The organism is Ureibacillus thermosphaericus (assembly GCF_002370195.2).
Taxonomy (GTDB): domain Bacteria; phylum Bacillota; class Bacilli; order Bacillales_A; family Planococcaceae; genus Ureibacillus; species Ureibacillus thermosphaericus.
In genome coordinates, this window is record NZ_AP018335.1 from 3,429,768 (window position 1) to 3,455,816 (window position 26,049).

Here is a 26,049-nt window from a genome sequence, read left to right on the forward strand (position 1 = left end):
AACTTATTCTTCTTTGGTTATACTAATTAATTAAAGGTTCTTTATAAGGCTCCTTATTAATTAGCATGGAGTAAATGATTCGAAGCATTCGATGCGATATGGCAACGAGTGCTTTTTTCTTTCCTCTTCTTGCAGCAATCGACCAATATTTAGCAGCTAACCAACGATTCCTACTTCTAGAGATTGCCCATGCTACTTCGCACAGTACAGTTTTGATATGAGGATTCCCTTTAGTCGTTTTAGTTGACTTTCGTTTTCCTGCACTTTCATGATTTCCTGGAGCAACTCCGGCCCAAGACGCTAAGTGTTGAGAGGTAGGAAATTGTTCCATGTTCACCCCAATCTCTGCAATAATAATTGCTGCGGAATCCTTTTTAATACCCGGAATCGTTAGTAATAACTCCACTTCTTCTTTATAATTCTTCAGAATTTCATCTATTCTTTCCTCGATTTGGCTGATTAATGATTCTAAATAAACGATGTGTTGCCAAGATTGTTTGATTAGAAAGATTTGATGATCGTTTAAAGTACCGAATAAAGAGTCTGTAATCATTTGTTTTTTGTGCTTCATTCTTCCGTGAATACTATTTTCTACATCAATGGAATCAACATATCCATTTTGAATTAATTTGGATAGAAGTTTTCTTCCAGAAACACCAAACACATCTGAAATAACTGAATTTAGTTTAACATTTGAGCATTCTAATACTTTCAGAATCCTATTTTTTTCTGAAGTCAAATGGCCAATCCATTTTTTACGAAGCCGAGTTAAATCACGAAGGCTTCGTATATCTTCTGGTGGAACAAAACTTTTTTCAATCAGTCCATAACGCAATAACTTCGCAATCCACTCTGCATCCGAAACATCTGTTTTTCTTCCAGGGACATTCTTGATTCTTTGAGCATTCGCTAATGTAATATCAAAGTAATCCTCCAAAATGTTATAAACAGGTTTCCAATAAACTCCAGTACTCTCCATCGCAATGTGCGTAATGCCATGGTTTTCCAACCACTTTAGTAAACGAAAGAGATCCTTTGTTAAAGTGGGGAAAGTTTCTGTTTCAATGAATAATTCATCGTCCTGTTCGCCAATCATGACACAAGCAACAATTGTTTCAGCATGTACATCTAATCCTGCACAACGTGTCATCAGTACATCCAATATAATCCCTCCCATAAAGTAGATTCACAAACAGCGAGTGAATTTGAAATATAAGCATTTTTCTGTACGTAGTCATCATTCCAAATGAATGAGCTAACAATGGGTTGTTCACCAAATCCACTCAAACAGTTTTTTATTCAGGGTATCATCCACCATAAAAGCCTACGTATTGTTAACTGTTTGTGTTATCTACATTATGGGAAAGAAATATCCATTTTCATGCCAGGGTTGTGAATGAAAATTCATGATTGTTTTTTATGAAATAAAAGCGAATGATTATTCATTAATTTGCGTGATAATTATTGGCTTATCTTTTGTCACAACAATTGTATGTTCAACTTGTGCAACGAGTGATTTGTCAGGTGTAATAAATGTCCATCCATCCCCAGCTTCAATTATATGATCTGCCTTTTCAGAAATGAATGGCTCAACCGCAAGAACCATCCCTTCTTTCAAAATAGTTCCATCCCATGCATCATAGTAATTTAATATGTGTTGTGGGTCTTCATGCAAAGAACGCCCTACTCCATGCCCCGTTAAATTCATAATGACTTTTAATCCATGATCTTTTGCTTCTCGTTCAACGGCTTTCCCAATTTGATTTAATTTAGAGCCTGCTTTCACTTTTGTCATTGCTCGTTCGAAGGCAGACTTAGCAACACGGCAAAGTTTTTCTTTGTCTTCATACCCTTCTCCTACAACAAAAGAAATGCCTGTATCGGCAAAATAACCATCTAATGATCCTGAAACATCAATATTGACTAAGTCACCTTCTCGAATGACTTTATTGCCTGGAATACCGTGTGCAACTTCGTGATTGACGCTAATACATGTATATCCCGGGAAATCATATTCACCTTTTGGGCCAGAAATTGCTCCTGCTTCAGCAAACATGCGGCCGGCAATCTCATCCAACTCTTTCGTTGTGATGCCTGGTTTAGTCGCCGCTTTCATCGCATCCCGAATTTCCGCGCAAATGCGCCCAATTTTTTTTAACGCTTCAAATTCTTCTTGTGTTTTTACAATCATGTAAAAGTTCCTTTCTTCTATACAATTTCTTTTTATAATATAACATACTCTATAAAGTTTTTCGGAAATCCAAATTTAAATTTAGGAATGTACTACACAATATGATATATGATTTTACTCAAGAAATGATAGAATATATAATGAAAATTTTATTTAGACCTCCAAAGGTATTTTAATCATGTTATAATCAAACATTATAAACATTAGGAGTTTTATCATTGCGAATTAAAGAGTGGGATTTATTAAGAGTTATTGCATGTTTATCAATTTTACTATTACATTCAACTACTTTTTATAACCTAGAATCAGGTCTTTCTGAAAATTCAGTAGTGGTTCATTATATCCGAATACTTCTATGTTATGCTACACCGACATTTATTTTACTATCCATCATCATTCTTGCAGCAAAATATAAAGATGGAATCCCACAATCGTTTTGGTCAAAACGGCTTCAATTCATTTTACTTCCATATATATTTTGGGCTTTTATTGATGCCCTTGTCATTGAATATAACTACCAAAATGGTCTAATTTGGCAAACCTTTTATAACAATATCGTTCTAGGTGAATTTGTAGGTTGGTTTGTTTTAGTTATTCTTCAATTGTATCTATTTTTTTGGCTAATGATTAAATTTCAATGGCCATCTTTTGTCGTGTTACCTTTATGTGCATTGTTGTATTTTCTGCAGCATCGAATTTTTGATTTACCATATCCATTCTTTCAAGAAAATATGAAGTATGAAAAATTGTATGGAACAGCTTGGTTCGTTTATTTTGTAATCGCATTCATAATCGGTGCAAATTATGAAAAAATTCAGCCACTATTGAAAAAATATCGCATTTTCACTGTAATTTTCACGGCACTATCAGCTCTTTATATTTGGTATGGCTATAAATTCGGTATGGTTGAAATACATTCTAGAAGGATGGATTTGATTCCTTTTGTCGTTGGAATAACAAGCATGATCTTAGCCTATGGACAACTGATTCCATCTTTTAAAATTATTCGAATTATTAGTAAGTATGCATTTATAATTTATTTAATTCATTGGAACATACTATCATTAACCGCAAAGTACTTTGTATCATTTTTCAACAATGGTTATCTAGCAATTTTAGCAATGATGATATCAACGGTAATCGTTGCCATTACCATTTCAAAATGCATTTCGTATTTACCTTTTGGGAAATGGATTGTAGGTAAAATTAGATAAACGTATAAAAATTTATCCATAAAAAAGCGAATTAGGAAAACAATATTGTCTCCCAATTCGCTTTTTATTTTAATTCAGAATTGTAATCAATTTTCTTTTTTTATCAATCTTGGGCTTGCAGTAAAGATGAGCACCGCTGCAACTGCAGTTAAAATAATAGCCGGAACCATATATGAACCATTATACCCGATAGAATAAATCCAGGCATTTTGATCGCCTGCATATTCTTTGAAGAAAATAGCTCCTGCAAGTGTATGACAAATAAAGCGCAACAAACCGCCAATAATTGTTCCGATGATAACAAATAATGCAATTTTATTTTTACGATTTTCTGATACTCCATCTAACACTTGTTTACGAACAATTGCCGCAAATCCTACGAAAGTAAATGCAAAAACATAATCAAGCAATGCTTGAGCCCAATGGACAATATAAGGATTAATTGTCATGTTCAATAATCCTACAATCAATCCAGTCATAAGTCCTGCAGATAGTCCCCAACGAATAGCGATTAAAATAATAGGCAGCATAACTAAACTAACGGATCCACCCTGCGCCCAAATAGAAAATTTCAATTGGTCTAACACATAACCAATTGCAGCAAAAATCGCAATTTCAACCATCCATAATAATTTTTGGTTTCTCATTCAATTATCTCCTTTCTCTTCGTTTATAGAACTTGAGAGAAGGATAGAAAACTACAAAATAAAAAACGTCCGGACAGAGCCGAGACGTCTTTGTTTCGGTTTCTATCCACATCCCTACGCAAGTACTAACTTACAGGTTCTAAGGGTTAGTGCATCCGGCACACTCTCAGCTGACTTCATCAGCACCCCTTGTGGTACAAATCTTATATTCTATTGGGAATAATGTCATTTTATCAAATTATATGAAGATTGCAACCTCATTATTTACTTTAATATAATGGATGTTTTACTATAGCCCTCTTTTAATTTTTCTACTTGTAATATAGCAGGCATTGCCGATTTTAATTCCTCCACATGAGAAATAACCCCTATCATTCGGCCGGATTTTTGTAGTTCAATGAGCGTATCAATTGCTTTCATCAACGATTCTTCATCAAGGGAGCCAAAACCTTCATCAATAAACATTGTTTCGATTTGAACATTTCCTTGGAAGCTTTGAATCACATCCGCCATTCCTAGTGCTAAACTTAACGAAGCATTAAATTTCTCTCCGCCAGATAAAGTTTTTACATCTCTTGCTTGTCCAGTGTATGCATCATATACATCTAATCCTAATCCACTTTGCCTACCGTAGGACTCCAATCGGTCAGAAACTTGCAAATAATATTGACCGTTCGATAAATTTTTCAAGCGAAGATTGCTTGCTTCTGTAATGAGCTCTAAATACCCCATTTGTACATAGCGTTCAAAGGAAATTTTTTTGCTGTTGTGTCCACGAAGTAAATTATATAAATCTATGATTTGATTCGATTTTTCTTCCATTTGAAATATATTATTGGCAAGTCTTTCAAGCTTCTCTGCAAAGTCGATGCAATGTTTTTCACAGGCTTTCGAATAGTTTAATTCATCTAACGCTTTTTCATAATTAAACTGCAACGCTTCCAATTCTTTTTCAGCTTCTGTTAAATCGACCTTTTCTTTATCTTTTAATTTTTCTGCTTCCTCTTTCACTTGCACTTGTAAAGAATGAAGCTCCTTTGAATAATTATCATATTGCATTTGTAAAGCTTCAATTTCCTGTTCTGGACGTCTAGCAAGTAGAAAATCTTCCGTCGATGTAAACCTTGCTTGTAGAAGAGCTGAATGGAAATTTTCCTTTGATTGTTGACATTTTACTTGAATATGTTTCACTTGTTCAGTTATTTGTTTAAATGCCTCTTCATTCATTACAACTTGTTTGTTAGCTTCCTGATACTGCTTTTGGGCTGTTTCCCAAGATTGTTTTAATTGTTGCTTATTGCTGATTGCTTGTTGAAGTGCAACTTGTAATTGGGAAAGGTCTTTAATCTCTTCTGGTATTAATTTTTTTTGTTGTTCTAAAATCGTACTATTCTGCGTGTATTGTTCATGTTTTTCATGATACTGACGTTCGATTTCCTTACGAAAATGAACTAATTGTGCATTTTCATCTTGCAGAATTTTTATTTGTTTTTTATTTAATGTAAGTACTTCTTTTTGACGTTCTTTTTCTTTTATAGCAATATTTATATCTTGTAATTGATGAACATATTTTTGATATTCTTTTAATGGCGCGTGATATTGCATTAATTTTTGTTCTATTTCTTGTAATTGATGTCGTTTCGATTCTAATTTCCCTTGAACAGCAAATTTCTTTTGCTGAGCTTCATCTAATGTTGCTTTCAGTTTTTTCAATTCCGTTTGATTAACGGTTTCAGTTGATGCTGTATGTTCGATTCGGTGTACCGTACTACCGCAAACAGGGCAAGGCATTCCAGGCAGGAGACTCTTCGCAAGAATGGCCGCTTGATTATTCAACCATTTTTCCTCTTCCTGAGCATATATATTTTGAACTTCTTCATAGGTAGATGTCGCTTTAAGCCATTCGTTTTCTAGTTTATGGACTTCAGCGTTTACCTCAAAGTATTTTGTGTAGGTATCTACAATTTCTCTTAATAGTCGTTGCTGTTCTAATAGTTCATTCAATGATTCTGTGTCTTCTTCCAGCTTTTCAATCATCTCGCTCAACTGTTGAATAGCCCATTCCTTTTCTTCGATCTGTTTTACTATGTTTTGTAGGCGAGTTTGCAATTGATTTTTTTCATTCAACAGTTTGTCCACGAGCTTTATTTGTTCGTTCATTTGCTCATAAATAGGGACAAGTTTTTCTAATTCATTTACTCGTTCATTCGCTTGTTCCCGTTCTTCCTCTTTCATTGCTTCCATCTTGAACATTTCTTCTGCTTTAGCAAATGTCCATTTTGCTGCTTCTAACAGTTTTGTAACGAGTTCCATTCTCTTTTCGATGGATTGTTTTTCCTTATCCAGTTCCATCAGATAAGAATAGAGTGGGAAAATTCGGCTTGCACGATTTGCTGCATCGATTGTTTGTTTTATTTGTTCATAATGGTCTTTTTGAGATTGTAAAAAGGATAGCTTTTCTTTTTTCCTTTCATATTCATCAATTTGATCATTTAACTTTTTATTCGCAACATAAACTTCATATGCCTCTTGATGTTTTTTGAAAGCTTCTCGATACATTCGTTCATCATCTTTAATTTTTTTCTGATAATATTGCTGTTCTTCTGCCAATCCTTCTAGAATCTGATAAATATTGGAATGTTGACTAAGCATTGTAAACAACAATGATTCTCGTTTTGGTAATGTTCCTTCAATTTGATTAATATAGCTATTTTTTAATGCCTTTGCTTCATTTAGTTGTTGATCCGCTAATCGTTTCTTTTCTTCCAGTTTATCAGCCATTTTTACAAAGCGATCTGTCTTAAAGATTTTTCTTAATATCTCTTCTTTCTCGTCCGATTTAGAAGTTAATAATTTACGAAACTCTCCTTGTGGCAGCATCACGATTTGGCTAAATTGTTCGTAAGTTAATCCAATCAATTCTTCAAGCTTTTCATTAATATCCGTCACTCGTTGCCGTTCCACCGCTGGAATTTCTTCGTTATTTGGCAGTATTTCAAACAACTCATATTTTTCACCAGTTGGTGTTTTTCTTCCTTTTTTCACATGGGACAACCTGCGCAAAACACGATATTTTTTGCCACGTATTTCAAAAACAAATTCAACAGAAGTATGCACATCATCTTCTGCAAAATCACTGCGCAGCATTTTTGTATCTTTCCTGTCTTGACCGCTACCAAAACCATACAACGCAAAACAGATGGCATCAAATATCGTCGTTTTTCCGGCGCCAGTTTGTCCGGAAATCACGAAAAGCTTTCTTTCCTGAAGTTTTGTAAAATCGATCACTTCTTCATTTTTGTATGGTCCAAAGGCGGTCATTTTTAATAAAATTGGCTTCATTTCGTCACCGCCTCCTCTTTCATTTCTCTTTCATCACGCAACATTTCATTCAATACTTCTTCAAATAATTGAAGAGCTTCTTCTGTCGGCTCAAAGCCTAAAATTTCTTTATGGAAAGCTTTAAATAACGTCATATCATCCAATTGTTCTCGCTGAATTTTAATATTCTCTTCAGCACTTTCAATTCTTTGAATCGTTTTTCGTTCCACATGCATGGCATTCGGGTAAACAGTGCGAATTTGTTCCATCGCTCCTACAACTGGTGTTAAATCAGTCAATCGTACGAATACATAATCTTCACAGTAATCATGTTTTAAAATTTCTTGAATGGTGCCTTCAATGATGCGCAAATCTCGTCTCGGTGTGAAATTTCGTTTTTCAATAGAAACTTGTCCATTTTCATCTAAATTGACTATTAAAAATCCTTTTTGATGATTCGCTTCAGATGCCGAATATTTTAATGGAGATCCCGGATATCGTATCGTTTCATTTAATACGTAATGAGCTTTGTGTAAATGCCCAAGGGCTGTGTAATGAAATGCCTGGAAATAATGAGCATTGACACATTCAGATCCTCCAATTGAGAGCGGACGTTCAGAATCGCTTGTATTTTCTCCCTTTTCTCCAGAATGCGTTACAAAGGCATGTCCAACGAACACATGACGCTTCGTTCTATCCATATTTTCTTCTATTTTTTCAATGATAGTTTTCATGGCATCATCGTATGTGTTAATTGATTCGCATTGAAATACATTTTTCACAGTGGAAGGTTCTGCAAATGGTACAAGATGAAAATGCACTTCTCCAAATTCATCCTGTAAAATAATCGGTTTTAATTGGTGATCGAGTTCGCCGACAATGTACAATCCGCTCTCTTTCATCAATTTGCTCCCAAATTCAAGACGTGTAGGGCTATCATGATTTCCTGCTATGCTAAGTACAGGCACGTTTCGTTTCAGCACGATTTCGGCAAAAATTTCATCAAGTAAATCTACCGCTTCCACCGGGGGAAGAGCTCGATCATATAAGTCTCCAGCAATGATAACAACGTCCGGTTTTTCTTCATCAATTGCTGTTATAAATTGATTGAGTACATAACGCTGGTCTTCTGTCATGTACACCCCTTGCACAAGCTTTCCTAAATGCCAATCTGCCGTATGGAAAATTTTCAAATTCAATCGACCTCCGCTTTTTGCTATGCATCTATTTTAACACGAGTTCAATTGAGTGACTACCAAATTTACGAATATATGTTCTTATCGATTTTGGAAAATTCTTCATCAACTTAAAATTTTCGTATTAATACTTGCAACTTCGTTAAACAAAAATTTTCATCCTCAACCTGAAAAACTTTATTCCAAATAAAAAAACCACATCTCTCATAGAGAAAAGATGTGGTCAAACCGAAATTAAAACGCCCAATTCCCTTTTCTAAATATCGGTTCTCTAGTTCCATCTGGCAAAATGCCATCAATATCCATCTCAGCACTGCCAATCATGAAATCCTCATGGGTAACTGAAACATTAATTCCGAGCGATTCTAATTGCCCTTCTTCTAATTCCCGTCCACCTTCGTAACAAGTTGGATAGGCTTCCCCAATCGCTAAATGATTGGAGGCATTTTCATCAAAAAGCGTATTGTAATATAAAATGCCTGACTTTGAAATTGGAGATTCATGTGGGACTAATGCCACTTCCCCTAAATATGCAGCACCTTCATCTGTTTGAATTAACTCCTGCAACAATTCATTGCCATGCTTAGCGTCTGCCTTTACAATTTTTCCGTTTTCGAATGTGAGTGTAAATTTATCGATAATATTTCCTTGATAAACGAGAGGCTTCGTATTGCTTACATAACCGTTAACCCCAAATTTTGATGGGAGAGTATACACTTCTTCAGTCGGCATATTCGCAATAAATGTAACTCCTTCTGGCGTTTTGCTTGAACCAGTGCACCATACATGCTTTTCAGGAAGTTCAATTGTTAAATCCGTACCAGGTGCTTTATAGTGTAACTTCGCATATTTTTTACTGTTTAATTGTTTTGCTCGATGTTCCAACTCGGCAAGATGTTTGCGCCAATTTTCAACTGCATCTCCTTCACCGATGCGAACGGTTTTAAAAATTGCTTCCCAGAGCGCCTTCATTTGTTCGTCTTCCGGTAAGTCTGGAAATACTTTTGCAGCCCATTTTTTTGAAGGCACAGCTATAATTGACCAAGCAATATCATCGTTCATAATTGCTTTTCGATAATTCACGAGCGCCTCTCCACTAGCTTTTTGCTGAGCAGTAATGCGACGCGCTGGAATCCCGCTTAACAAATCAGGATCTTCTGCGTCAATCCAAAGAATAGCCCCTTTCCGTTCAATACATTCATCCCGCTGTGCAACAATCCATTTTGGAAACTTGCTAAATTCATCTTCCGCTCCATATTCATAAAAAGCACGGGTAATTTCTTGGTCAGACAAATTGACATGTACTCTTCCTGCTCCCGCTTCGTACGCTTTTTTCACAACGATTTTAGTAAAATCTAATGTATCTGTCGTTGTATTAATTAATAAATATTGCCCTTTTTGAATGTTTACACCGACTTTGACAGCCAATTCCGCATATTGTTCTAATTTTTCTTCAAATGTCATAAACTTTCCCTCACTTTTTAGCGATGGTTTTTGAATTCCCTTCAATTAATTGACCTTTATAAATTATCTTTTGCACAGGTTTTTGTCCTACTTCTCTTAATAATTTTTTATAATTTTTTTCATCCTTATATGAAAGAAGCGTTATCACTTCTCCATCAGCACCCGCTCGGCCAGTACGTCCAGAACGGTGCAAATATTGTTCAACTGTATGAGGCAAATCAACATGAATCACATGAGTAAGCCCTTCAATATCTAATCCTCTTGCGGCTAAATCTGTTGCGAGCAAAATGCGGGCTTCACCTTTACGGAAATTATCCAAAGATTTTTTGCGCTCTTCTTTATTCATATCTGCATGAAGGGATACTACTTTTGCATCTTTATATTTTAATTTCACTTCTTTTAATAATAATTGATCCAAATTATTGATAAAAGCAAGGCCTCGTACCCCTTCCATATTTGCGAGTCTTCTTAACACATCCGTTTTTTCTCGCTCATCCACTTTCACAAAGGAGTGAACGACTTTCCCCACTTTTACCATATCTTCCGGTTTAATTTGAATGTTGATAGGATCTTTCATCATTCTGCTAGCAACTAACCGAATCTCATCAGTTATCGTCGCTGAAACAAGAACGACTTGTCGGTTTGGAGATGCTCCTTCAATAAAGGATTTCACGATGACCCGATAATCTCTGCTCAATAATTGATCACATTCATCTAATACAACGATTTCGATTTCTCTCAATTTTAATTTATTCGCTCTTACTAATTCATTTAATCGACCCGGTGTCCCTACAACGATGGTCGGTTTTTTCTTTAGTTTCTCAATTTGACGAGCCATATTTGCTCCACCAATGAGCTGTTGGACGGTAATATCTGTTCCAACAATCCATTCTCGAATCACTTCTACAATTTGCATAGCCAATTCTTGAGAAGGTGCGACGATTAAAGCTTGCGTGCTTTTTTTTGAACCGTCCACTTTATTTAATATAGGTAATACATAAGCTAATGTTTTCCCTGAACCCGTTGGAGATTCGGCAACAATATCTTTTCCCTCCAACATCGCTGGAATCATTTGCTCTTGTACTTTCATTGTTGTTTCAAATTTCCACTTTTTTTGCAATGATTCATCCAATAAATTGATAGCTGACATCAGCATTCCCACCTTCCCAAATTTATTTTACCACATATCGGAAAATATCAACCGTTGTTACATCCATTCTTTCCTAAAGTGTTCAAGTTATTTATAAATAAATAGCAACCTTATTAGCGTTCACGAAAAAAGAATTCGCTTAAGTACTAGTTATAGCCTCCCCAATTGAGGCTGTCTTCATATAAGCGAATTCTTTCTGTTCATTTTATTTTTTTACTTCATATCCACAGCTACGAATTGCTGTTTCTGCAAGTACGATTAATGAGTCTATGTAACGACTTCCTAATTGCAAGTTTTTATTTACAACGGACAACTCTGTACATCCTAAAATAATGTGGTCACAATTGAGCGCAACAACTGCATCTTCCACTTCATTCCACCGTTCTCTCGTAACTTCTTTACCCGATTTTACATCATCATAAATAATGGACATGACGAGTTTTTGGGTATTTTCATCTGGAATGACTGGCTCTATCCCCTCTTCAATCAGCGCCTCTTGATAAACATTTGATTGAATGGTGCCATCCGTTGCTAATATTGCTACTTTCTTCGCTTCAAGTTTTCTTGCCTGTTTCGCTGTTTCCTTAATCATATGAATAACAGGTATAGGCGAACCTTGTTGTATTTCATCATAAAATGTATGCGCTGTGTTGCATGGTATACATACTAAATCAGCACCATATTCTGCTAACTTTTTCGCATCTTGAATAATAATCGGTACTGGATTTTGATTGGATTTACCTAAAATAAAGGCTGTACGATCCGGAATTGATGTATCATTGTCAATAATCGTATGAATGTGTTCTTGATCTGATGTTGCCTTTGTTAGGCGGACGATTGTTTCCCCAAGAAACATCGTTGCAAGTGGGCCAACGCCGCCAATAATTCCTAAAGTTTTTTTCATTATTCTGCCAAACCTTTTTTATTAAAGTATTTTTTATATTTTCGGTAATAATTTAATTTATTTAATGTTAGTTTCATCCAACGTTTTGCATTCATATCATATGAATAATATAGGGAGTTTGTCCATTTGCCTTCTCGAATTAATTTTTTCGCTTCAATTTTTAATTTTTCATTTGTAGTATATTTAAATAATACGCCTTTAGGAATAACAAGCCATAAATGTTTGTTATCGGCATATGTTAACTCTTGTTTAATATTAAACACATGATCATCCGCAACATATTTCATAAGATTATATCCAGCAGCTGTTACAAAATAACTTGAACGTCCATTTCGCAAATTAATTTCAAATAAATTGTATTCTCCAGTTCTCGGATCAAATTTCATATCGAAATTGGCAAAGCCCGTATATCCGATATCTTCAAGGAAATGACGTACACGATCCATTAATTCCTTATCGTATGTAGTAATGATTGCTGCGTAACTGCCAATCCCTTCAGGTGAATGCTCCTCTAAAATCGGATTGCCTAAACACATTAATTTGACTTTCCCGTCTTTTCCTACATAAGCATTTAAAACGCGCATATAAGAGTCGTCGCCAGGAATGAACTCTTGAATAATTAAATGATCTTTATAAGTAGAGCTGTAAATAGCATCTAATATAGCATTTTTTTCTTTTTCATCGTGGGCAACAAATACCTTTTTCTTTCCCGGGAAAGAACATGCCCAATAGGCTACAGAATTAGATGCTTTGATGATAATTGGATAATCGAATGGAATTTCAAACTCTTTATAATTTTCATAGCTAATAATCGTTGTTTTTGGATATTTAAAGCCATATTTATCGCACATTTTATAAAAGTTTTCTTTTAATAAGATTTGATCCATTAAAGATTCATCAATATATGGAACAATAAAGTGCTTTTGCAATTCAGGCTTATTTTTAATGATTAATTTTGCATAATCGTCTCCGCAAGCAAGAAGCAATAGTTTTATATCTTTATATTTTTCTGCAATGTTCTCTAATGCTGGTAAAAAGGCTTCTTGCTTATTAAAATTGTCCACTTGTTCAAAGATAATGATTTTGCTGTCCTGTGTTGCTGTTAAGTGAGAGCGTCCCACTACGATTGATTTTATTCCATATGCTTCATGGAAGGCGCGTGCCATTCCATAGGCATTCATATCTGAACCACATAATACAGGTAAAAACGGTTGATTCATTGCTTCTTCATCTCTCTTCATCTTTACTTTTTATTTTTACAGACAAATTTCTTGACTAAAATGAAAGTAGCACGAAATGGTATCAAAATCAATTATTTGGATAGGTAAAACCTAACTAATATCATTCGTTTGCAATAAAGAAGTTGATTGTCCAATACGGCCTTGTGCCATCAAAGGCTACCCCCGTAAAAGCGTGTGTATATTGCTTAAATAAAATGTTTTCCCGATGCCCTTTACTATTCATTAACGCTTCATGAGCATAAATCGTGTTATATGCACCTGCTGCTAAGTTTTCTCCTCCACCATGGATAAAATTCATACCGTCAGCAAGCATTCGCTCTAGAGCATTTTTTCCGTCGCTACCTGTATGAGAAAAGAAATGATTTTTGACCATATCCATACTATGTTTTCTCGCCGTTTCCCTATATTGTTGTGCGCTTTTTAGCGGTGGTACTCCAAAAATGACCCGCGCTTGATTCATTAGCTCAACCATTAAATTTTCAAAGCCTTCTTGACGAGCTTCCACGCGATAATTACCATAAAAACCTTCTTTTTTCATCTCGTATTCTTCTTCTATCCAAAGTATTGATCTCACTACATCACTTTGGAATTGATCAAAAAAGAAAGTAACATATTTACCTTCAATTAAGTAGATTGCATGTCCATCATCTTTTGCTAAAATATAAGGCGTATTATTTTTTAATATTGCTTCAATCCCTTTCCCATAAAGCCGTAAGACGTCCTCTTTATCACTTTCTCCAATTGTAATGTCAAATAACTCCTTTCCTATAATTGTGCTGTAGAAACCAACAACTTCATTTTTTTCATTGACTCCCTCCAGCTCTAACTGTTCGTTTTTTCCGATCTGATTCCAAACAAAATCGTACTCTGACGGGAAAGTTGCTAATACATTTTTACTTGCTAGTTGCTTTTTTTCTTTAAATTTAGGTTCTTTGGAGGCTAAAATTTCATCTAATCCTGTAACTTGCATTGTTCGATAAATGAAACTAGCAAATTGGCCATTTGTTACAGGTTGATTTGGCATAAAGTAGCCGTTGCTTCCTTTCGTAATTCCTAGTCCGTATAATGTATAAATATAGTCATATGCCCAATGTCCTTCAGGAACGTCAATAAATGATGGAGTCTTACTAGAAGATTGTAAATTAAATGTATTGACTAGTATTTTTGCTAATTGAGCTCGATTTAATGATTCCTCTCCTTTAAAACGACCATGATCTCCATCAAAAATCCCTACTTCATAAGACCAAATAATAGATTCATAGTAAGGATTCGTTGATAACACATCAATAAATGGTTGCTCCTCATAATCCCTAATTTTCTTTAACTGGTCTTTGAATAATGTATGTATTACTTTTGCAACATCGCTTCTGGATATACTTTGATTAGGATAAAATTGATTCCCTTCTATATAATCATAAACGTTTAACTGATTTAAATAATTCGTGCTTTCATAATGATCATTAAACACATCTGTATCTATAAATACTTTCTCTGCATGGACATTAATAGGACTTAAAATTAATAATCCACACAGAACCAATGTATGAAGTAGAATGATAAAATGTTTCATTAATATCTTTTCCCCTTTCAAAGTCCCCGTCTGACTCTATTATAAGATTAAAAGATTGTGATTTCTGTAAATTTTTATACAAAGTTAAAAGGTAGTAATCTTTACCATGGAGATTTTAAAGTAAATAAAAAAGATGCAGTTTGCCACTGCATCTATGCATTATCAAAATGTTCTTTCTCATCAGGAGATTCTTTTCGAAACACTTCTTCTAAAAGTTCATCTCCTTCAGCTTTTACCCGTTTATTTAATTCGTCCACCGCTATCGCGTCCACCGTTTGCATGTCTTCATGCAAATCAAAAAGGCTGATATTATCTGATGGTACGCGGTCGGGTTTTTCTTCATAAGGCATTTCAGCAAATCTCTTTTTTGATTCTGGAAGCGATTCTTTTTTCATATCAACAACACACTCCTTTTTTGTAGTATGTGTTGATTGTGCTTCTTTATTCAAAATCAACGTCACGCCATTAAATAATCCAATTTTTCAGCAAATGTCACATTATTTGGATTCCATTTTCTAATTGGACATTGATACACTTTATAAGGCAAGCCAATTGCTCTTACGAATTCTACAAATTTCCCATCTAACCAAGGTGGAGTCCATGCTCCCGAACGACAAATATGAATAACATTCGTTTTAATTCCTTCATATAAATCTTCAAACTTCAAATATTGAATATTAAAAGCTTTATTAATTTCATTAAAAAATTCTGGTTTTTCTTTTGTAAAAGGACTGTAAATAATATATGCTTTTTGAATTATTCGATTTTGCAAAAGTTTTCCAAGCCAATTTGCACAGTTAACGTTAAATTGTAAGGAAGCAAGTCCTCCATAGCCTAAGTCAGAATGAGCATCAAATAGATATACTTCATCGACTTCAAATTTTTCTGCAATTTTGTAAGATAACGCATGAGAATCTGACACATATATTCTCACTTGCTGATCCCATCGGAAAATTTGTTTAATTTTATTCCAGAATTGATCGACATCTTTTGAAAGAAAAAAAGACTTTTCAAAATCTTTCCCAAAAGATTTGTATTGGAAGTATTTTTTGTACCATAAGTCATGAATGGTTCTTTTATTTTCAACACTTGAAGTAATTTCTTGATTTTCAGCGGAAATAAAATAGTCCCAATCAATTGACAACAAACTTGCCACTACTATCCCCTCCAAAAACCATATAAGTGTTGACAATAAAATCGTAATACTCAAAAAATTAAATTTCAAACAATCCCTCTATTTTTTGAAAAAATAGACAAATTTTTAGAGAGTATGCTTGTATTTTGATAGAATGATAAATATAGAAAAGGAGGTATCTTGTAATGTATGATGTAGCCATTATCGGTGCAGGACCAGCTGGAGGAAGTGCTGCAATTTTTACTGCAAAGGCAGGTAAAAAAACAGTTATTTTAGATAGCGACCAAGGTGTTACAAAACGCGCAATGCTTTACAATCACTACGGCGTTAAAGAAATAACAGGTCCAGAATTAGTGAAAACGGGAATTGAACAAGCGAAAAACTATGGTGCTGAACTAATCGAAGCAAAAGTAACTGGTATTTCCAAAACAGACAAAGGATTTAAATTGCAATATGAGAATGGTGAAGTGGAAGCGAAACATATCATCCTTGCAACTGGATTTTTAACAGACTTAGCTGAAAGTGTTGGATTAGCAACAAAACCTGGCACTGAGCCAAGAGTTAAAACAATTTTTGATGTGGACAATGAAGGCAGAACAAATGTAGAAGGGATTTGGGCTGCAGGTACTTGTGCAGGTGTGAGTGTCCATACAATCATCACTGCTGGCGACGGTGCAAAAGTGGCAATCAACGTCATTAGCGAATTAAACAGCGAACGTTATGTTGATCATGATGTTTTGAAATAAGTTGAAAGAACCCTTTAAGTTAAAGAGGCTGTCTAAAAAGTGATGTTTAGACAGTCCCCTTGCAATAAGAATTGTGGAAACTGGTTTATACACTTAAGCAAAGATAATATTATGATGATGTAGAGGTGGAGGAGTCTGGAAAGTTTTCTAGGCTCCTCTTTTTTCTACTAGTTTATATGAAATTTTATTAATCTTCCTGTCTGCGGATATTAGTCATTCTAGGGAATTTATTAGCCATTCGGAGCTCGATATTAGTCAAGTTCAGCCATATATTAGCCAACGGGAAAATTTTGGGCTTCCAGTTTGCGGATATTAGTCATTCTCGGAAACTTATTAGTCATTCGGAACATGATATTAGTCAAGTTCATCCATATATTAGCCAACGAAAAAATTTTGGGCTTCCAGTTTGCGGATATTAGTCATTCTCGGGAATTTATTAGCCATTCGGAACATGATATTAGTCAAGTTCAGCCATATATTAGCCAACGAAAAAATTTTGGGCTTCCAGTTTGCGGATATTAGTCATTCTCGGGAATTTATTAGCCATTCGGAGCACGATATTAGTCAACTTCATCCATATATTAGCCAACGATACTCAACCATATTGGTACTTCCGCAAAACTTGATGTATAGATAGAGGGTTTCCTGTAAAGGCTATAACGCCAACAGGAAACCCTTTCTCTATTCCTCTTTAGGCTTTTCTATAGTGCCATCAGCGAATTGGGCAAACCTGCCCGCATTCCTTTCGTTAACGGGATCCGGTCTATCCCATTTCCAGCCTCCAAATTTTGTCTTATTATATTCGGCAAAAGTGGCATAAATCTCTTCTTTTTTATTCATTACAAACGGGCCATATTGGGCAATCGGTTCATTTATAGGTTCTCCTTCTAAAAGGAGTAAGGAGCTGTTTGTATTACCGTTGTGGATAACAATTTCTTCATCTCCAACAAGTTTACAACGGTAAGAAGCTTGAATTGTTGCCCCTTCAATTTGAATTGTATTGCCTTCGTAAAAATATAAGTTCCTGTTAATAGTACTTGATACTTTAGGCAGTGTAAATGTTGCTCCTGGTGCCATATGTATCAAATAAATTCCTACATGATGCGACTCTTCTCTTGCCCATGAAGCTAAATTTGGCTCTAATGCTTTGATGCCGTACATTTCACCCGCAATAATTTTTACTGTTGTTTTGTTGCCATTGTTAAGCTTCTCAATTACAGGTATATCTTCTTTCCAAAACATTCGATATTCCGGCTCTGCCTTTTTTCCATTTCGGTCTAGGTTTAACCAAATTTGAAACAATTCAAGTGGATTCGACTGTTCTCTATTCACAAGCGGAAACATTTCTGAATGTTGGCACCCCTTGCCCGTCGTTAGCCATTGAACATCGCCGCTAGCATAGCGACCAAAACAACCTTTAGAATCAAAATGATCAACAACACCTTGAAGAACAATCGTTACTGTTTCAAATCCTTTATGGGGATGAGCGGGAAATCCCGGAACTGATTTTCCATGATACATACGAAATCCATCTTTTAATTCAAAATCTTCCCCTAAGTTTCTTCCTGCTAACCTCTCTTTGTCTACCCCTTGTTCATCGTTGCCTGGTGGATAATGATCTTTGTGATATACGGTTAAAATAAAAGGGCTTTCTGTAGTCCATTGCGTTCCTAATTTTTGTAAACCAATAATTTTTCGTTTTTCCATAAAAATCACCTTACTAATTTTTCCTACTATTCCCATACTAACAAATTTTGTTTTAGATAAATTATTTTATATGGTACAAAATGATGAAAAACGCCTCAAATGAAGAGGCGTTTTTTATTTTATTGATTAGACTGATTCTTTTTGTTACGTTGTTGCGGTTGGAATCCACTTTCCTCTGCAATTTCTTCTCTTACTTGTTGAATATTTGTTCCATCCGGTGTTTTAGCAGGCGTCGGATTTGGTTGCGAATTTGGAGTTGCAAAACCGCTTTCCTCTGCAATTTCTTCTCTCACTTGCTGAATATTTGTTCCAGCTGGTGATTTCACTGGCGTCGGATTTGGTTGCGAATTTGGAGTTGCAAAACCGCTTTCCTCTGCAATTTCTTCTCTCACTTGTTGAATATTTGTTCCAGCTGGTGATTTCGCTGGCGTCGGATTTGGTTGCGGTTTATTTGGAGTTGCAAAACCACTTTCTTCTGCAATTTCATCTCTCACTTGTTGAATATTTGTTCCAGCTGGTGTTTTACCTGGTTGACTTGGTTGAGCAAAAGTTTGGTTTCCAAAACCACCTTCTTGAGCTATTTCCTCTCGTACTTTTTGAGGATTAGTACCGAAAGTTGAACTACTTTTTCCTTGTGCATTTTGACGTTTTACTTCTTCAATATCTGTTCCAGTTTGAGTAAATCGTTTATTGTTATTAGCCATAAAAACACCTCCAAGATTGTTATGCCTTTATCATGCTAAATTTGCAGTTAATTATTCGTGTAATGTTCCGTATATTTTTTTCCAAATGGAGCACTTTATATTGAAAAAAATCTTTGTTCGAATAAATATCGTTATTAAAGGCATAGCAATAGAGGGTCTTTTTGCTTTCAACATGATTTATCATTTTCTTTTTTTCCCTTTCATACAATAGTGCATGTCCTAATGTGGAGGAATGTTCATGTACTATTTACAAAAGGGACTAGCTATTATGATTGGCAGCATTTTATTGGCAATTGGCATTAACCTTTTTCTTGCACCTTATGAAATATTGGACGGTGGGATTATCGGGCTATCCCTTATTTTGCATTATCTTTTTAACCTCAAAATCGGATTGATGGTCATTGTGTTAAGCACGCCAATTTTTATTTTGGCATGGTTCAAATATAGACGATATTTTTACAATAGTGTTCACGGTTTACCAACTTCTTCTGTAATTATCGATATTTTCAAGCCCCTTCGTTATCTCTTAGACATAGAAGCCTCTTTTGCTGCAATCATTGGTGGGATATTTGTGGGGCTTGGTATAGGCATAATGCTTAGATATGACACAAGCACTGGTGGAACTGACTTACTAGCTAAATTCATCAGCGACAAAACAAAAATCAATGTTGGATTAATTATTTTATTTATTGACTCCATTATTGTCTTGATCGGAGGGCTTTTACTATCTGCAAGCACCTTGCTGTTATCAATTATGGCCATTGTTACTGTTGGAATCACAACTAGTGCTGTAACCAGCAAAAGATAAAAGGTTTACCTTAAATTCTTTATATGTCCTCCATCGCCTTTCTTTTGAAAAAGTCAGGCTTTGTTTCTGCTAAAATGATGGCCAATAATATTAAAATTGCTCCAATAATCATTCTTCCAGTTAATACTTCACTTAAAATCAAAACAGAGAAAACCATTCCCCATAACGCCTCTGTTGATAAAATAATTGCAGTTTTTGTTTCGCTCGTATATTTTTGCGCCGTCGTTTGAAAACAATACGCGAGTGTCGTCGAGAATACTCCTAAATATAATGTGGATAAAATACCTTCCCATTCCAGTGAGAAATAGATTTCTCCTTTTCCAATGACAAAAATCCATGCAAAGAGTGCTGCTACTCCCATTTGCACAACGGTAAGCAAGATTGGATCTTCATCTTTTACATATTTGGAAGTGTAATAAATTTGATAAGCAAAGCCAAAAGCACATCCCAATGTTAACAAATCACCTATATTAATTTTCCCCACTGATAATTGCAACGATAAAAAAGCAATTCCGATAATGGCTAAGAACGCTCCGGACATTTCAAATTTATCGATTTTTCTTTTATCCATAATTAATGCAATAAAGGGGACTATCACAACGTTAATAGCAGTAATGAAAGCATTTTTTGACGGTGTTGTATATTGTAAACCAACCGTTTGTAATAGAAATGCCAAGTATAATAGAAATCCTAATATAAAACCTCTCAATAGAGTCGATTTCTTAATGTTTCTCAGCCTCTTATAAAATATAAAACTTAAAATTAATACACCAACGGAAAATCGAACAGCTAGTATTTGGTAAGGGGTTAAATAGTCTAACGAAATTGCGCTGAACACAAATCCGCTCCCCCAAATAATCGCTGTAGTAAAAAGCATTATTTCTCCAATATATTTACTCATAGCCGCCTCCATAAAGACATTTATAAAATCAAACATTATTTATCCATTTTAGCATGTAAAATGTACTAATTTCTAAATATTTATATTTTTGAAGAATAATGAAAAATTTCAGAACATGCATTTATTAAATAATCATTGTGGTAAAATTATGGATGGTTTATAAAGTTGAGTTCATTATGAAAGGATGTACCCCTTTTGATTCAGTCTGTCCTCTCCAATATAGCTGTAATTTTATTAATGCATTTAACCATGACCTTCATATGGGATTATCAAAAAAAAATCCCGCCTTTCTATAGGAAAGTCATTTCAATCTTTTTAAATTCTACTTGTGTAATTGTACTTTTTTATTTACCAATCCATTTAAATGAAAACTATTTCGTCGATATGCGATTAGTTCCTTTAGCCTTTTTAGCATATTTACAAGGATGGATTGCAATACCAGCATTATTAATTGCTTCTACATGGCGCTTCTTCATGGGGGGAGATGGAATGGTTCCAGGAATTTTGTATGGCATGATATTGCCGACGTTCATCGCCCTTATCTTCCACCATCGCTCAAACATCAAAAAACACTATATAGAAAAAATATTTATTGTTCTTTTATGCTGGTTCGTTTCAGATTTCCCTATTATATTTATCGTACCGAATGGATGGGAGATTTTTAAAGACACAGCAATATTACGAGTATCCTCCATTGTTGTTACCTCAATCATTCTATATACATTCATTATGCAAGATCGACAACGCAGATTTTTGAATAGTCATCTAGAAAAAATGGCTGATGAAGATCCGCTCACAAAACTAGTAAATAAAAGAAAGTTCTATGAATTAGTAGAAGAGAAGGTAAATACTTTAAAGCCAAATCATTACATAGCGATGATCGACATTGATCATTTTAAAAAAGTAAACGATACTTATGGTCATTTATTTGGAGATAAAGTATTAGTAGAAGTGGCTAAAATATTAAGAAAATATGAGTGCAAAAATTTAGTCGTTGGTCGCTTTGGTGGAGAGGAATTTATTGTATATATAGGAGAATCGGATTTGATAACTGCTAAAAATATACTGGAAGAGATACGAAAAGATATTAAATATACTTCCTTCCCTTATAGCACCGTTGAGAAAGTTAACATCACAGTTTCGATTGGCTTATCACAATTTAAGGGCGAAATGAATTTAATAGAAACAATTTATCATGCGGACCAAAACTTATACAATGCGAAAAGAAATGGAAGAGATCGCCTCGTTTACTCAACATAATGACCTGGTAGACATTGCATACCAGGTCGTTTTTATTCTTCAACAATTGTTGAGTTAGCGACAATTCCTATTGTACTTTTTCCTTTTTTGATTTTTTAGCACCGATTATACCTGGTACGAATAATATGTGTTTAGTTATTAAGGGCTGGAGGTGTTATTGTGATTCATTATGTGAGACCTGGTGAGACCCTTGTACAAATAGCAAGAGATTATCGAATCGAGTATCTAGTACTTTTGGAAAACAATCCTCAAATCACAAATCCGGATTTGTTATACATCGGTCAACCTATTAATATACCAGGTTTGCCAGATCCAAGTACAATTCCATATGAAATCGATATTTCAATAAATAATCGTACATTATCCTTATATAATAATGGCATCTTAGTAAAAACTTATCCAATTGCTGTAGGACGAATGCTTTTTGAAACACCAACAGGAAATTTTGTCATTGTTAATAGAGCACCTAATCCAGGCGGCCCTTTTGGTACAATGTGGCTAACTCTTTCCAAAGAAAGTTATGGAATTCACGGAACGGATGATCCGAGTTCAATAGGCTATGCTGTTTCAAGGGGTTGTGTCCGGATGTTAAATGCAGACGTGGAAGAATTGGCAAGCATTGTACCAAATGGAACAGCTGTATATATTCATTATTAATTCATTGGGGGCGTCTAAAAAACCGATGAGATGTCCCCTTATTTTGTACCAATTATGTGGCCCGCTTATCAATACTTGTATAAACATATTATAGTTTTTCAATCTCTAGCTACTTTGTTTCTCATTGCTTTGTTATTCACGCATAATTATCAAGATTACGCATGTTTACATTCTCGTAATTTTTGTTGGAAAAGACGAGAAGATTAATGATGAACCCAACTATTTACCGCTACCTTTTCTCGCTGATCTCGTTTAATAATAATACTAAATTTCTTATGCCAATTTTTACATTCTTCCCAAATTTCCTCAAATTCTTCTGATTCAGTATCAATGCCTCGCTCGTCCTCATAAAACACAAATTCAATAAGCGGATTGGACAAATCATCAACAATTAATTTTAAACTTAATTTATTTATAACATCTTCTTCGTCAACATCATCATCACTATATAATTCTTCATCATCATTTAATATTGACCATCCATGAATACCACCCTTTGATATTAAAGAATAGATATTATCGTTAACACTAATGGCACACTCATAAATTTCATCAAATGCATAACTTTTCTTTTTAAAGTTAGACTCAACATCTTTTCTTTTCACATAGTAAAACGTTTTTGAATAATCGTCTAACAAAATAGCTGATAAACAATCTTCTGATACAGCTCTTCGGTTATGGGGAATTCGTTCCAACTTTTCAATCGTATCCTTTTCGATTTTTTCTTGATAGCGTTTTTCTTCCTCTCGCCTTTCAATAATCCACCAAAGGAAAATTCCTAATGCAACAAAGAAAAAAATATTGTTTCCAGATTCCATCCATAAAAACAAATAAACTATTTCCAACACGCATATTATGAGAGACATTCAATATCACCTCTATTAAAGTCATTAACCAAAACTTCAATCTTTCTATTAGTTATTAAACATACTATTCGCTGAATTCTTATTTATGATTGTTAATTAGAATTTTTATCTAAATACCCCATTCGGTAAACGAAATTTATTTTGAATCCTCCATTTTCATTAGACATATTTCTCGATTAAATATAATATACTCATAGGGGTATTTAAAAATTAAAAAGGGGGAGAATATATTGAAGAATGTCATAGTTTATACGACAAATAGTTGTCCTTATTGTGTGATGGTGAAAAACTTTTTGAATCAACAACGTATTCCTTTCGAAGAAATCAATGTGGAAGCGAAGCCTGAGCTAATGTTAGAGCTAGTAAATAAAACAGGACAAATGGGGGTTCCTCAAATAGAAATTGATGGTCAATGGATTGTTGGATTTAATCCTAATGCCATTATGAATGAGGCTGGGACAAAACTAGCTTCTAGATAGGAAAAAGGAGAATTTGAGCCAACTCAAATTCTCCTTTTTCCATTTATACCCATTATTTTTGGTTAGTTGATCTTTGTTGGCCGTGTATTTTCGTAAATTCACGGCCATTAAGGCAATGCCCATTTCATTTTCCACTTTCGATTTTCCTCGAACGGAAAATCGAGTGAAACGCAAATTAGCCTTCAAGAATCCAAAAACTGGTTCTACGTCTATTTTACGTTGACGGAAAATAGAACCAGCTTTTTCTTCTGAAAGCTTCGCTCTTACATATTCTTTTTGTTGTTCCCATTTTTCATTCACCATGACCTTTCGGTGATTGCCTTCCTTTGCTTTTGTACATGATGAACGAAATGGACATCCTGAACAGTTTTCACATTCATAGATTTTCAATTCTCGTTTGAAACCGGTCTTATCGGTACGTACAGAACGATATCGGAAGGTTACTCGCTGCTGATTTGGACAAATGTAGGTATCACTTTCTTCGTCGTACATCCAATTGTCTGGATGAAATGGATTTTGTTTATATTTCTTCTTTTGTTCTTTCTCATACATGGTATATGGAATGAGTGCCTCACATTTTCGATTCGAAAGGATGTCTTCATAGTTTTGTTCACTACCATAACCAGCATCTGCGACAATATACTTTGGCAACGGAAAATAATCCTTTTCTATCTTATTCAAGAACGGAATTAATGTACGTGTATCAGTAGGATTTGGAAAGATGCTATAAGCTAGTGCGTATTGACCTTCTGTTGCGATTTGTACGTTGTATCCAGCCTTCAATTGACCGTTTTTCATATAGTCGTCTTTCATTCGCATGAACGTCGCATCTAAGTCTGTTTTGGAATAACTATTCCGTTCACCCAAGATTTCGAAGTCTTTTTGATACTTTTGTTTACGTAAAATCAAGTCAATCAACTGTTTGTACACTCGCTTCGGATATTTCCGTTCGCTTCTTAATGCTTTTCGTTCTGTGGCATCGGGCGATGTTTCTATCTTTTGGTCATATTCCTTAATGACTTCATCGACTTGTTGCACCATTTGAGCGAGTTCTTCAACGGACAGTTCTCCCTCATTTTCCCGCTCCATTTCAGGGATGATTTCTTTTTCTAATAGTTCGTTGTATAACTGATTGGACTTTTCAATTAAGTTTTGGTTGTATTTTTCAATGGATTTCTTCCATACGAAAGTAAATTTATTGGCATTCGCTTCAATCTTCGTACCATCGATAAAAATGGCTTCTTGATCGATTAACTTTTCTTCCACCAGTTGGCAACGGAATTGGACAAAACATTGACGAATTAATTCTTTTACTTCCGGATGCACACGAAAACGATTGATCGTCCGATAACTTGGTTCATATCCTTGTGCCAACCACATCATTCGTATACTGTCCTTTAATAGCGCTTCAATTTTTCGACCTGAAAAGACAGACTGCGAATAGGCACACAAAATAATTTTTAGCATCATGCGTGGATGATAAGCAGGACAACCTGTATTTCGAAGAAACGGCTGGAAGGCTTCATCTGGAATACTTTCAACTAAATGGTGAATGTGGAAGGCAATATCATTTTCTTGTAATTTTATTTCTAAATCTAGAGGCAAAACTAATTGATTCATGTTATAATATTTGAACATAAGGACCCTTCTTTCTGTTAGGTTTTGTGTGCTAACTTAATTTTAACAGAAGAGGTCCTTATTTTTTATTGAAAAAATGAAAAACAGCCCATGAAATTTCATTCCAAAATTTCATGGGCTGTTTCCATTTTAGAGGGGGTTTTGTCCCAGCCTCCTGTATCCTTCACTAAAAGAGGATGCAGGCTTTTTCTTTTTTCTACTGTATATGAAATAAAAGAAAAACCAATACTGTTAAAAGAATTTTAATGGA

At 34.8% G+C, this 26,049-nt stretch carries 23 protein-coding genes and 1 riboswitch; of the genes, 6 read left to right on the top strand and 17 right to left on the bottom strand.

Features of this window, described 5'->3' with window-relative positions; genetic code table 11:
- Positions 1–22 precede the first annotated feature (22 nt).
- The gene (locus UtA1_RS16595; protein WP_096550217.1) at positions 23–1,162 is read right to left on the bottom strand and encodes an IS110 family RNA-guided transposase; all 1,140 of its coding nucleotides are present in this window, start codon (positions 1,160–1,162) and stop codon (positions 23–25) included.
- Between the two features lie 276 nt (positions 1,163–1,438).
- On the bottom strand, positions 1,439–2,191 hold the full coding sequence (gene map, locus UtA1_RS16600) for a type I methionyl aminopeptidase (RefSeq protein WP_096552299.1): 753 nt from the start codon (positions 2,189–2,191) through the stop codon (positions 1,439–1,441).
- A 218-nt stretch (positions 2,192–2,409) separates the two neighbouring features.
- Between map and UtA1_RS16605 the strand changes: the two genes are divergently transcribed.
- Entirely contained in the window at positions 2,410–3,405 is a 996-nt protein-coding gene (locus UtA1_RS16605; protein ID WP_096552301.1) for an acyltransferase family protein, read from the top strand.
- Between the two features lie 86 nt (positions 3,406–3,491).
- Here UtA1_RS16605 and thiT read toward each other — a convergent pair whose 3' ends face one another.
- The 10 genes from thiT to UtA1_RS16655 all read right to left on the bottom strand — a co-directional run bounded on the left by thiT (position 3,492) and on the right by UtA1_RS16655 (position 16,054).
- Positions 3,492–4,052: an energy-coupled thiamine transporter ThiT gene (gene thiT, locus UtA1_RS16610; protein ID WP_096552303.1), complete on the bottom strand. Its 561-nt coding sequence runs from the start codon at positions 4,050–4,052 to the stop codon at positions 3,492–3,494.
- A 94-nt stretch (positions 4,053–4,146) separates the two neighbouring features.
- A riboswitch (TPP riboswitch) is annotated at positions 4,147–4,252 on the bottom strand.
- 64 nt (positions 4,253–4,316) lie between these two features.
- Positions 4,317–7,394, bottom strand: a complete 3,078-nt coding sequence (locus tag UtA1_RS16615) for an AAA family ATPase (protein ID WP_096552305.1) — start codon at positions 7,392–7,394, stop codon at positions 4,317–4,319.
- The gene (locus UtA1_RS16620; RefSeq protein WP_016837908.1) at positions 7,391–8,566 is read right to left on the bottom strand and encodes an exonuclease SbcCD subunit D; all 1,176 of its coding nucleotides are present in this window, start codon (positions 8,564–8,566) and stop codon (positions 7,391–7,393) included. The genes UtA1_RS16615 and UtA1_RS16620 overlap by 4 nt, the downstream gene beginning before the upstream one ends.
- A 237-nt stretch (positions 8,567–8,803) precedes the next feature.
- Positions 8,804–10,033, bottom strand: a complete 1,230-nt coding sequence (locus tag UtA1_RS16625) for an aminopeptidase (protein ID WP_096552307.1) — start codon at positions 10,031–10,033, stop codon at positions 8,804–8,806.
- A 10-nt stretch (positions 10,034–10,043) separates the two neighbouring features.
- The gene (locus tag UtA1_RS16630) at positions 10,044–11,183 is read right to left on the bottom strand and encodes a DEAD/DEAH box helicase (RefSeq protein WP_096552309.1); all 1,140 of its coding nucleotides are present in this window, start codon (positions 11,181–11,183) and stop codon (positions 10,044–10,046) included.
- A gap of 205 nt (positions 11,184–11,388) precedes the next feature.
- Positions 11,389–12,087 carry a cysteate racemase gene (cuyB, locus tag UtA1_RS16635; RefSeq protein ID WP_408647302.1) on the bottom strand — a complete coding sequence of 233 codons (699 nt, stop codon included), beginning with the start codon at positions 12,085–12,087 and terminating at the stop codon, positions 11,389–11,391.
- Entirely contained in the window at positions 12,087–13,328 is a 1,242-nt protein-coding gene (locus tag UtA1_RS16640) for a carboxylate--amine ligase (RefSeq protein ID WP_232019872.1), read from the bottom strand. Before UtA1_RS16640 ends, cuyB begins: the two co-directional genes overlap by 1 nt.
- A gap of 100 nt (positions 13,329–13,428) precedes the next feature.
- Positions 13,429–14,898, bottom strand: a complete 1,470-nt coding sequence (locus tag UtA1_RS16645; protein WP_016837913.1) for an S-layer homology domain-containing protein — start codon at positions 14,896–14,898, stop codon at positions 13,429–13,431.
- 152 nt (positions 14,899–15,050) lie between these two features.
- Positions 15,051–15,293 (bottom strand): hypothetical protein, encoded by a 243-nt coding sequence (locus UtA1_RS16650; RefSeq protein WP_016837914.1) that lies wholly within the window; start codon positions 15,291–15,293, stop codon positions 15,051–15,053.
- Positions 15,294–15,355: 62 nt separating this feature from the next.
- A complete protein-coding gene (locus UtA1_RS16655; protein WP_096552313.1) occupies positions 15,356–16,054 on the bottom strand; it encodes an arginase in 699 nt (232 codons plus the stop codon).
- A 164-nt stretch (positions 16,055–16,218) separates the two neighbouring features.
- Between UtA1_RS16655 and UtA1_RS16660 the strand changes: the two genes are divergently transcribed.
- A complete protein-coding gene (locus UtA1_RS16660; protein ID WP_016837916.1) occupies positions 16,219–16,779 on the top strand; it encodes an FAD-dependent oxidoreductase in 561 nt (186 codons plus the stop codon).
- Between the two features lie 681 nt (positions 16,780–17,460).
- Here the strand turns inward: UtA1_RS16660 and UtA1_RS16665 are convergent.
- Together UtA1_RS16665 and UtA1_RS16670 are read right to left on the bottom strand one after the other, a co-directional pair.
- A complete protein-coding gene (locus UtA1_RS16665) occupies positions 17,461–18,486 on the bottom strand; it encodes a pirin family protein (RefSeq protein ID WP_096552315.1) in 1,026 nt (341 codons plus the stop codon).
- A gap of 119 nt (positions 18,487–18,605) precedes the next feature.
- Positions 18,606–19,190: a hypothetical protein gene (locus UtA1_RS16670; RefSeq protein ID WP_096552317.1), complete on the bottom strand. Its 585-nt coding sequence runs from the start codon at positions 19,188–19,190 to the stop codon at positions 18,606–18,608.
- 238 nt (positions 19,191–19,428) lie between these two features.
- Here UtA1_RS16670 and UtA1_RS16675 point away from each other — a divergent pair, with 238 nt between their 5' ends.
- Positions 19,429–19,998, top strand: coding sequence for a YitT family protein (locus UtA1_RS16675; protein WP_096552319.1), 570 nt, complete (start codon positions 19,429–19,431; stop codon positions 19,996–19,998).
- Positions 19,999–20,017: 19 nt separating this feature from the next.
- On the opposite strand, the gene UtA1_RS16680 is transcribed toward UtA1_RS16675, so the two are convergent.
- The gene (locus UtA1_RS16680; RefSeq protein ID WP_016837920.1) at positions 20,018–20,899 is read right to left on the bottom strand and encodes a DMT family transporter; all 882 of its coding nucleotides are present in this window, start codon (positions 20,897–20,899) and stop codon (positions 20,018–20,020) included.
- Positions 20,900–21,094: 195 nt separating this feature from the next.
- Between UtA1_RS16680 and UtA1_RS16685 the strand changes: the two genes are divergently transcribed.
- Together UtA1_RS16685 and UtA1_RS16690 are read left to right on the top strand one after the other, a co-directional pair.
- A complete protein-coding gene (locus tag UtA1_RS16685; RefSeq protein ID WP_016837921.1) occupies positions 21,095–22,159 on the top strand; it encodes a GGDEF domain-containing protein in 1,065 nt (354 codons plus the stop codon).
- Positions 22,160–22,318: 159 nt separating this feature from the next.
- Positions 22,319–22,816: a L,D-transpeptidase family protein gene (locus UtA1_RS16690; protein ID WP_016837922.1), complete on the top strand. Its 498-nt coding sequence runs from the start codon at positions 22,319–22,321 to the stop codon at positions 22,814–22,816.
- 203 nt (positions 22,817–23,019) lie between these two features.
- Here the strand turns inward: UtA1_RS16690 and UtA1_RS16695 are convergent, their stop codons facing one another.
- Entirely contained in the window at positions 23,020–23,682 is a 663-nt protein-coding gene (locus UtA1_RS16695) for a hypothetical protein (protein WP_016837923.1), read from the bottom strand.
- A 230-nt stretch (positions 23,683–23,912) separates the two neighbouring features.
- Here UtA1_RS16695 and UtA1_RS16700 point away from each other — a divergent pair, with 230 nt between their 5' ends.
- Positions 23,913–24,161, top strand: coding sequence for a glutaredoxin family protein (locus UtA1_RS16700; RefSeq protein WP_096552321.1), 249 nt, complete (start codon positions 23,913–23,915; stop codon positions 24,159–24,161).
- Here the strand turns inward: UtA1_RS16700 and UtA1_RS16705 are convergent.
- On the bottom strand, positions 24,147–25,799 hold the full coding sequence (locus UtA1_RS16705) for an IS1182 family transposase (RefSeq protein ID WP_232019873.1): 1,653 nt from the start codon (positions 25,797–25,799) through the stop codon (positions 24,147–24,149). The two genes, UtA1_RS16700 and UtA1_RS16705, sit on opposite strands and share 15 nt — an antisense overlap.
- Between the last annotated feature and the right edge of the window lie 250 nt (positions 25,800–26,049).

What these genes read in the sequence shown, in the direction of transcription:
- UtA1_RS16680 (WP_016837920.1), bottom strand. Translation starts at nt 20,899, where the DNA reads ATGAGTAAATATATTGGAGAAATAATGCTTTTTACTACAGCGATTATT.
- UtA1_RS16665 (WP_096552315.1), bottom strand. Translation starts at nt 18,486, where the DNA reads ATGGAAAAACGAAAAATTATTGGTTTACAAAAATTAGGAACGCAATGG.
- UtA1_RS16630 (WP_096552309.1), bottom strand. Translation starts at nt 11,183, where the DNA reads ATGTCAGCTATCAATTTATTGGATGAATCATTGCAAAAAAAGTGGAAA.
- UtA1_RS16645 (WP_016837913.1), bottom strand. Translation starts at nt 14,898, where the DNA reads ATGAAACATTTTATCATTCTACTTCATACATTGGTTCTGTGTGGATTA.
- thiT (WP_096552303.1), bottom strand. Translation starts at nt 4,052, where the DNA reads ATGAGAAACCAAAAATTATTATGGATGGTTGAAATTGCGATTTTTGCT.
- UtA1_RS16660 (WP_016837916.1), top strand. Translation starts at nt 16,219, where the DNA reads ATGTATGATGTAGCCATTATCGGTGCAGGACCAGCTGGAGGAAGTGCT.
- UtA1_RS16625 (WP_096552307.1), bottom strand. Translation starts at nt 10,033, where the DNA reads ATGACATTTGAAGAAAAATTAGAACAATATGCGGAATTGGCTGTCAAA.
- UtA1_RS16670 (WP_096552317.1), bottom strand. Translation starts at nt 19,190, where the DNA reads ATGGCTAATAACAATAAACGATTTACTCAAACTGGAACAGATATTGAA.
- UtA1_RS16615 (WP_096552305.1), bottom strand. Translation starts at nt 7,394, where the DNA reads ATGAAGCCAATTTTATTAAAAATGACCGCCTTTGGACCATACAAAAAT.
- UtA1_RS16695 (WP_016837923.1), bottom strand. Translation starts at nt 23,682, where the DNA reads ATGTCTCTCATAATATGCGTGTTGGAAATAGTTTATTTGTTTTTATGG.
- UtA1_RS16675 (WP_096552319.1), top strand. Translation starts at nt 19,429, where the DNA reads ATGTACTATTTACAAAAGGGACTAGCTATTATGATTGGCAGCATTTTA.
- UtA1_RS16650 (WP_016837914.1), bottom strand. Translation starts at nt 15,293, where the DNA reads ATGAAAAAAGAATCGCTTCCAGAATCAAAAAAGAGATTTGCTGAAATG.
- UtA1_RS16705 (WP_232019873.1), bottom strand. Translation starts at nt 25,799, where the DNA reads ATGTTCAAATATTATAACATGAATCAATTAGTTTTGCCTCTAGATTTA.
- map (WP_096552299.1), bottom strand. Translation starts at nt 2,191, where the DNA reads ATGATTGTAAAAACACAAGAAGAATTTGAAGCGTTAAAAAAAATTGGG.
- cuyB (WP_408647302.1), bottom strand. Translation starts at nt 12,087, where the DNA reads ATGAAAAAAACTTTAGGAATTATTGGCGGCGTTGGCCCACTTGCAACG.
- UtA1_RS16640 (WP_232019872.1), bottom strand. Translation starts at nt 13,328, where the DNA reads ATGAAGAGAGATGAAGAAGCAATGAATCAACCGTTTTTACCTGTATTA.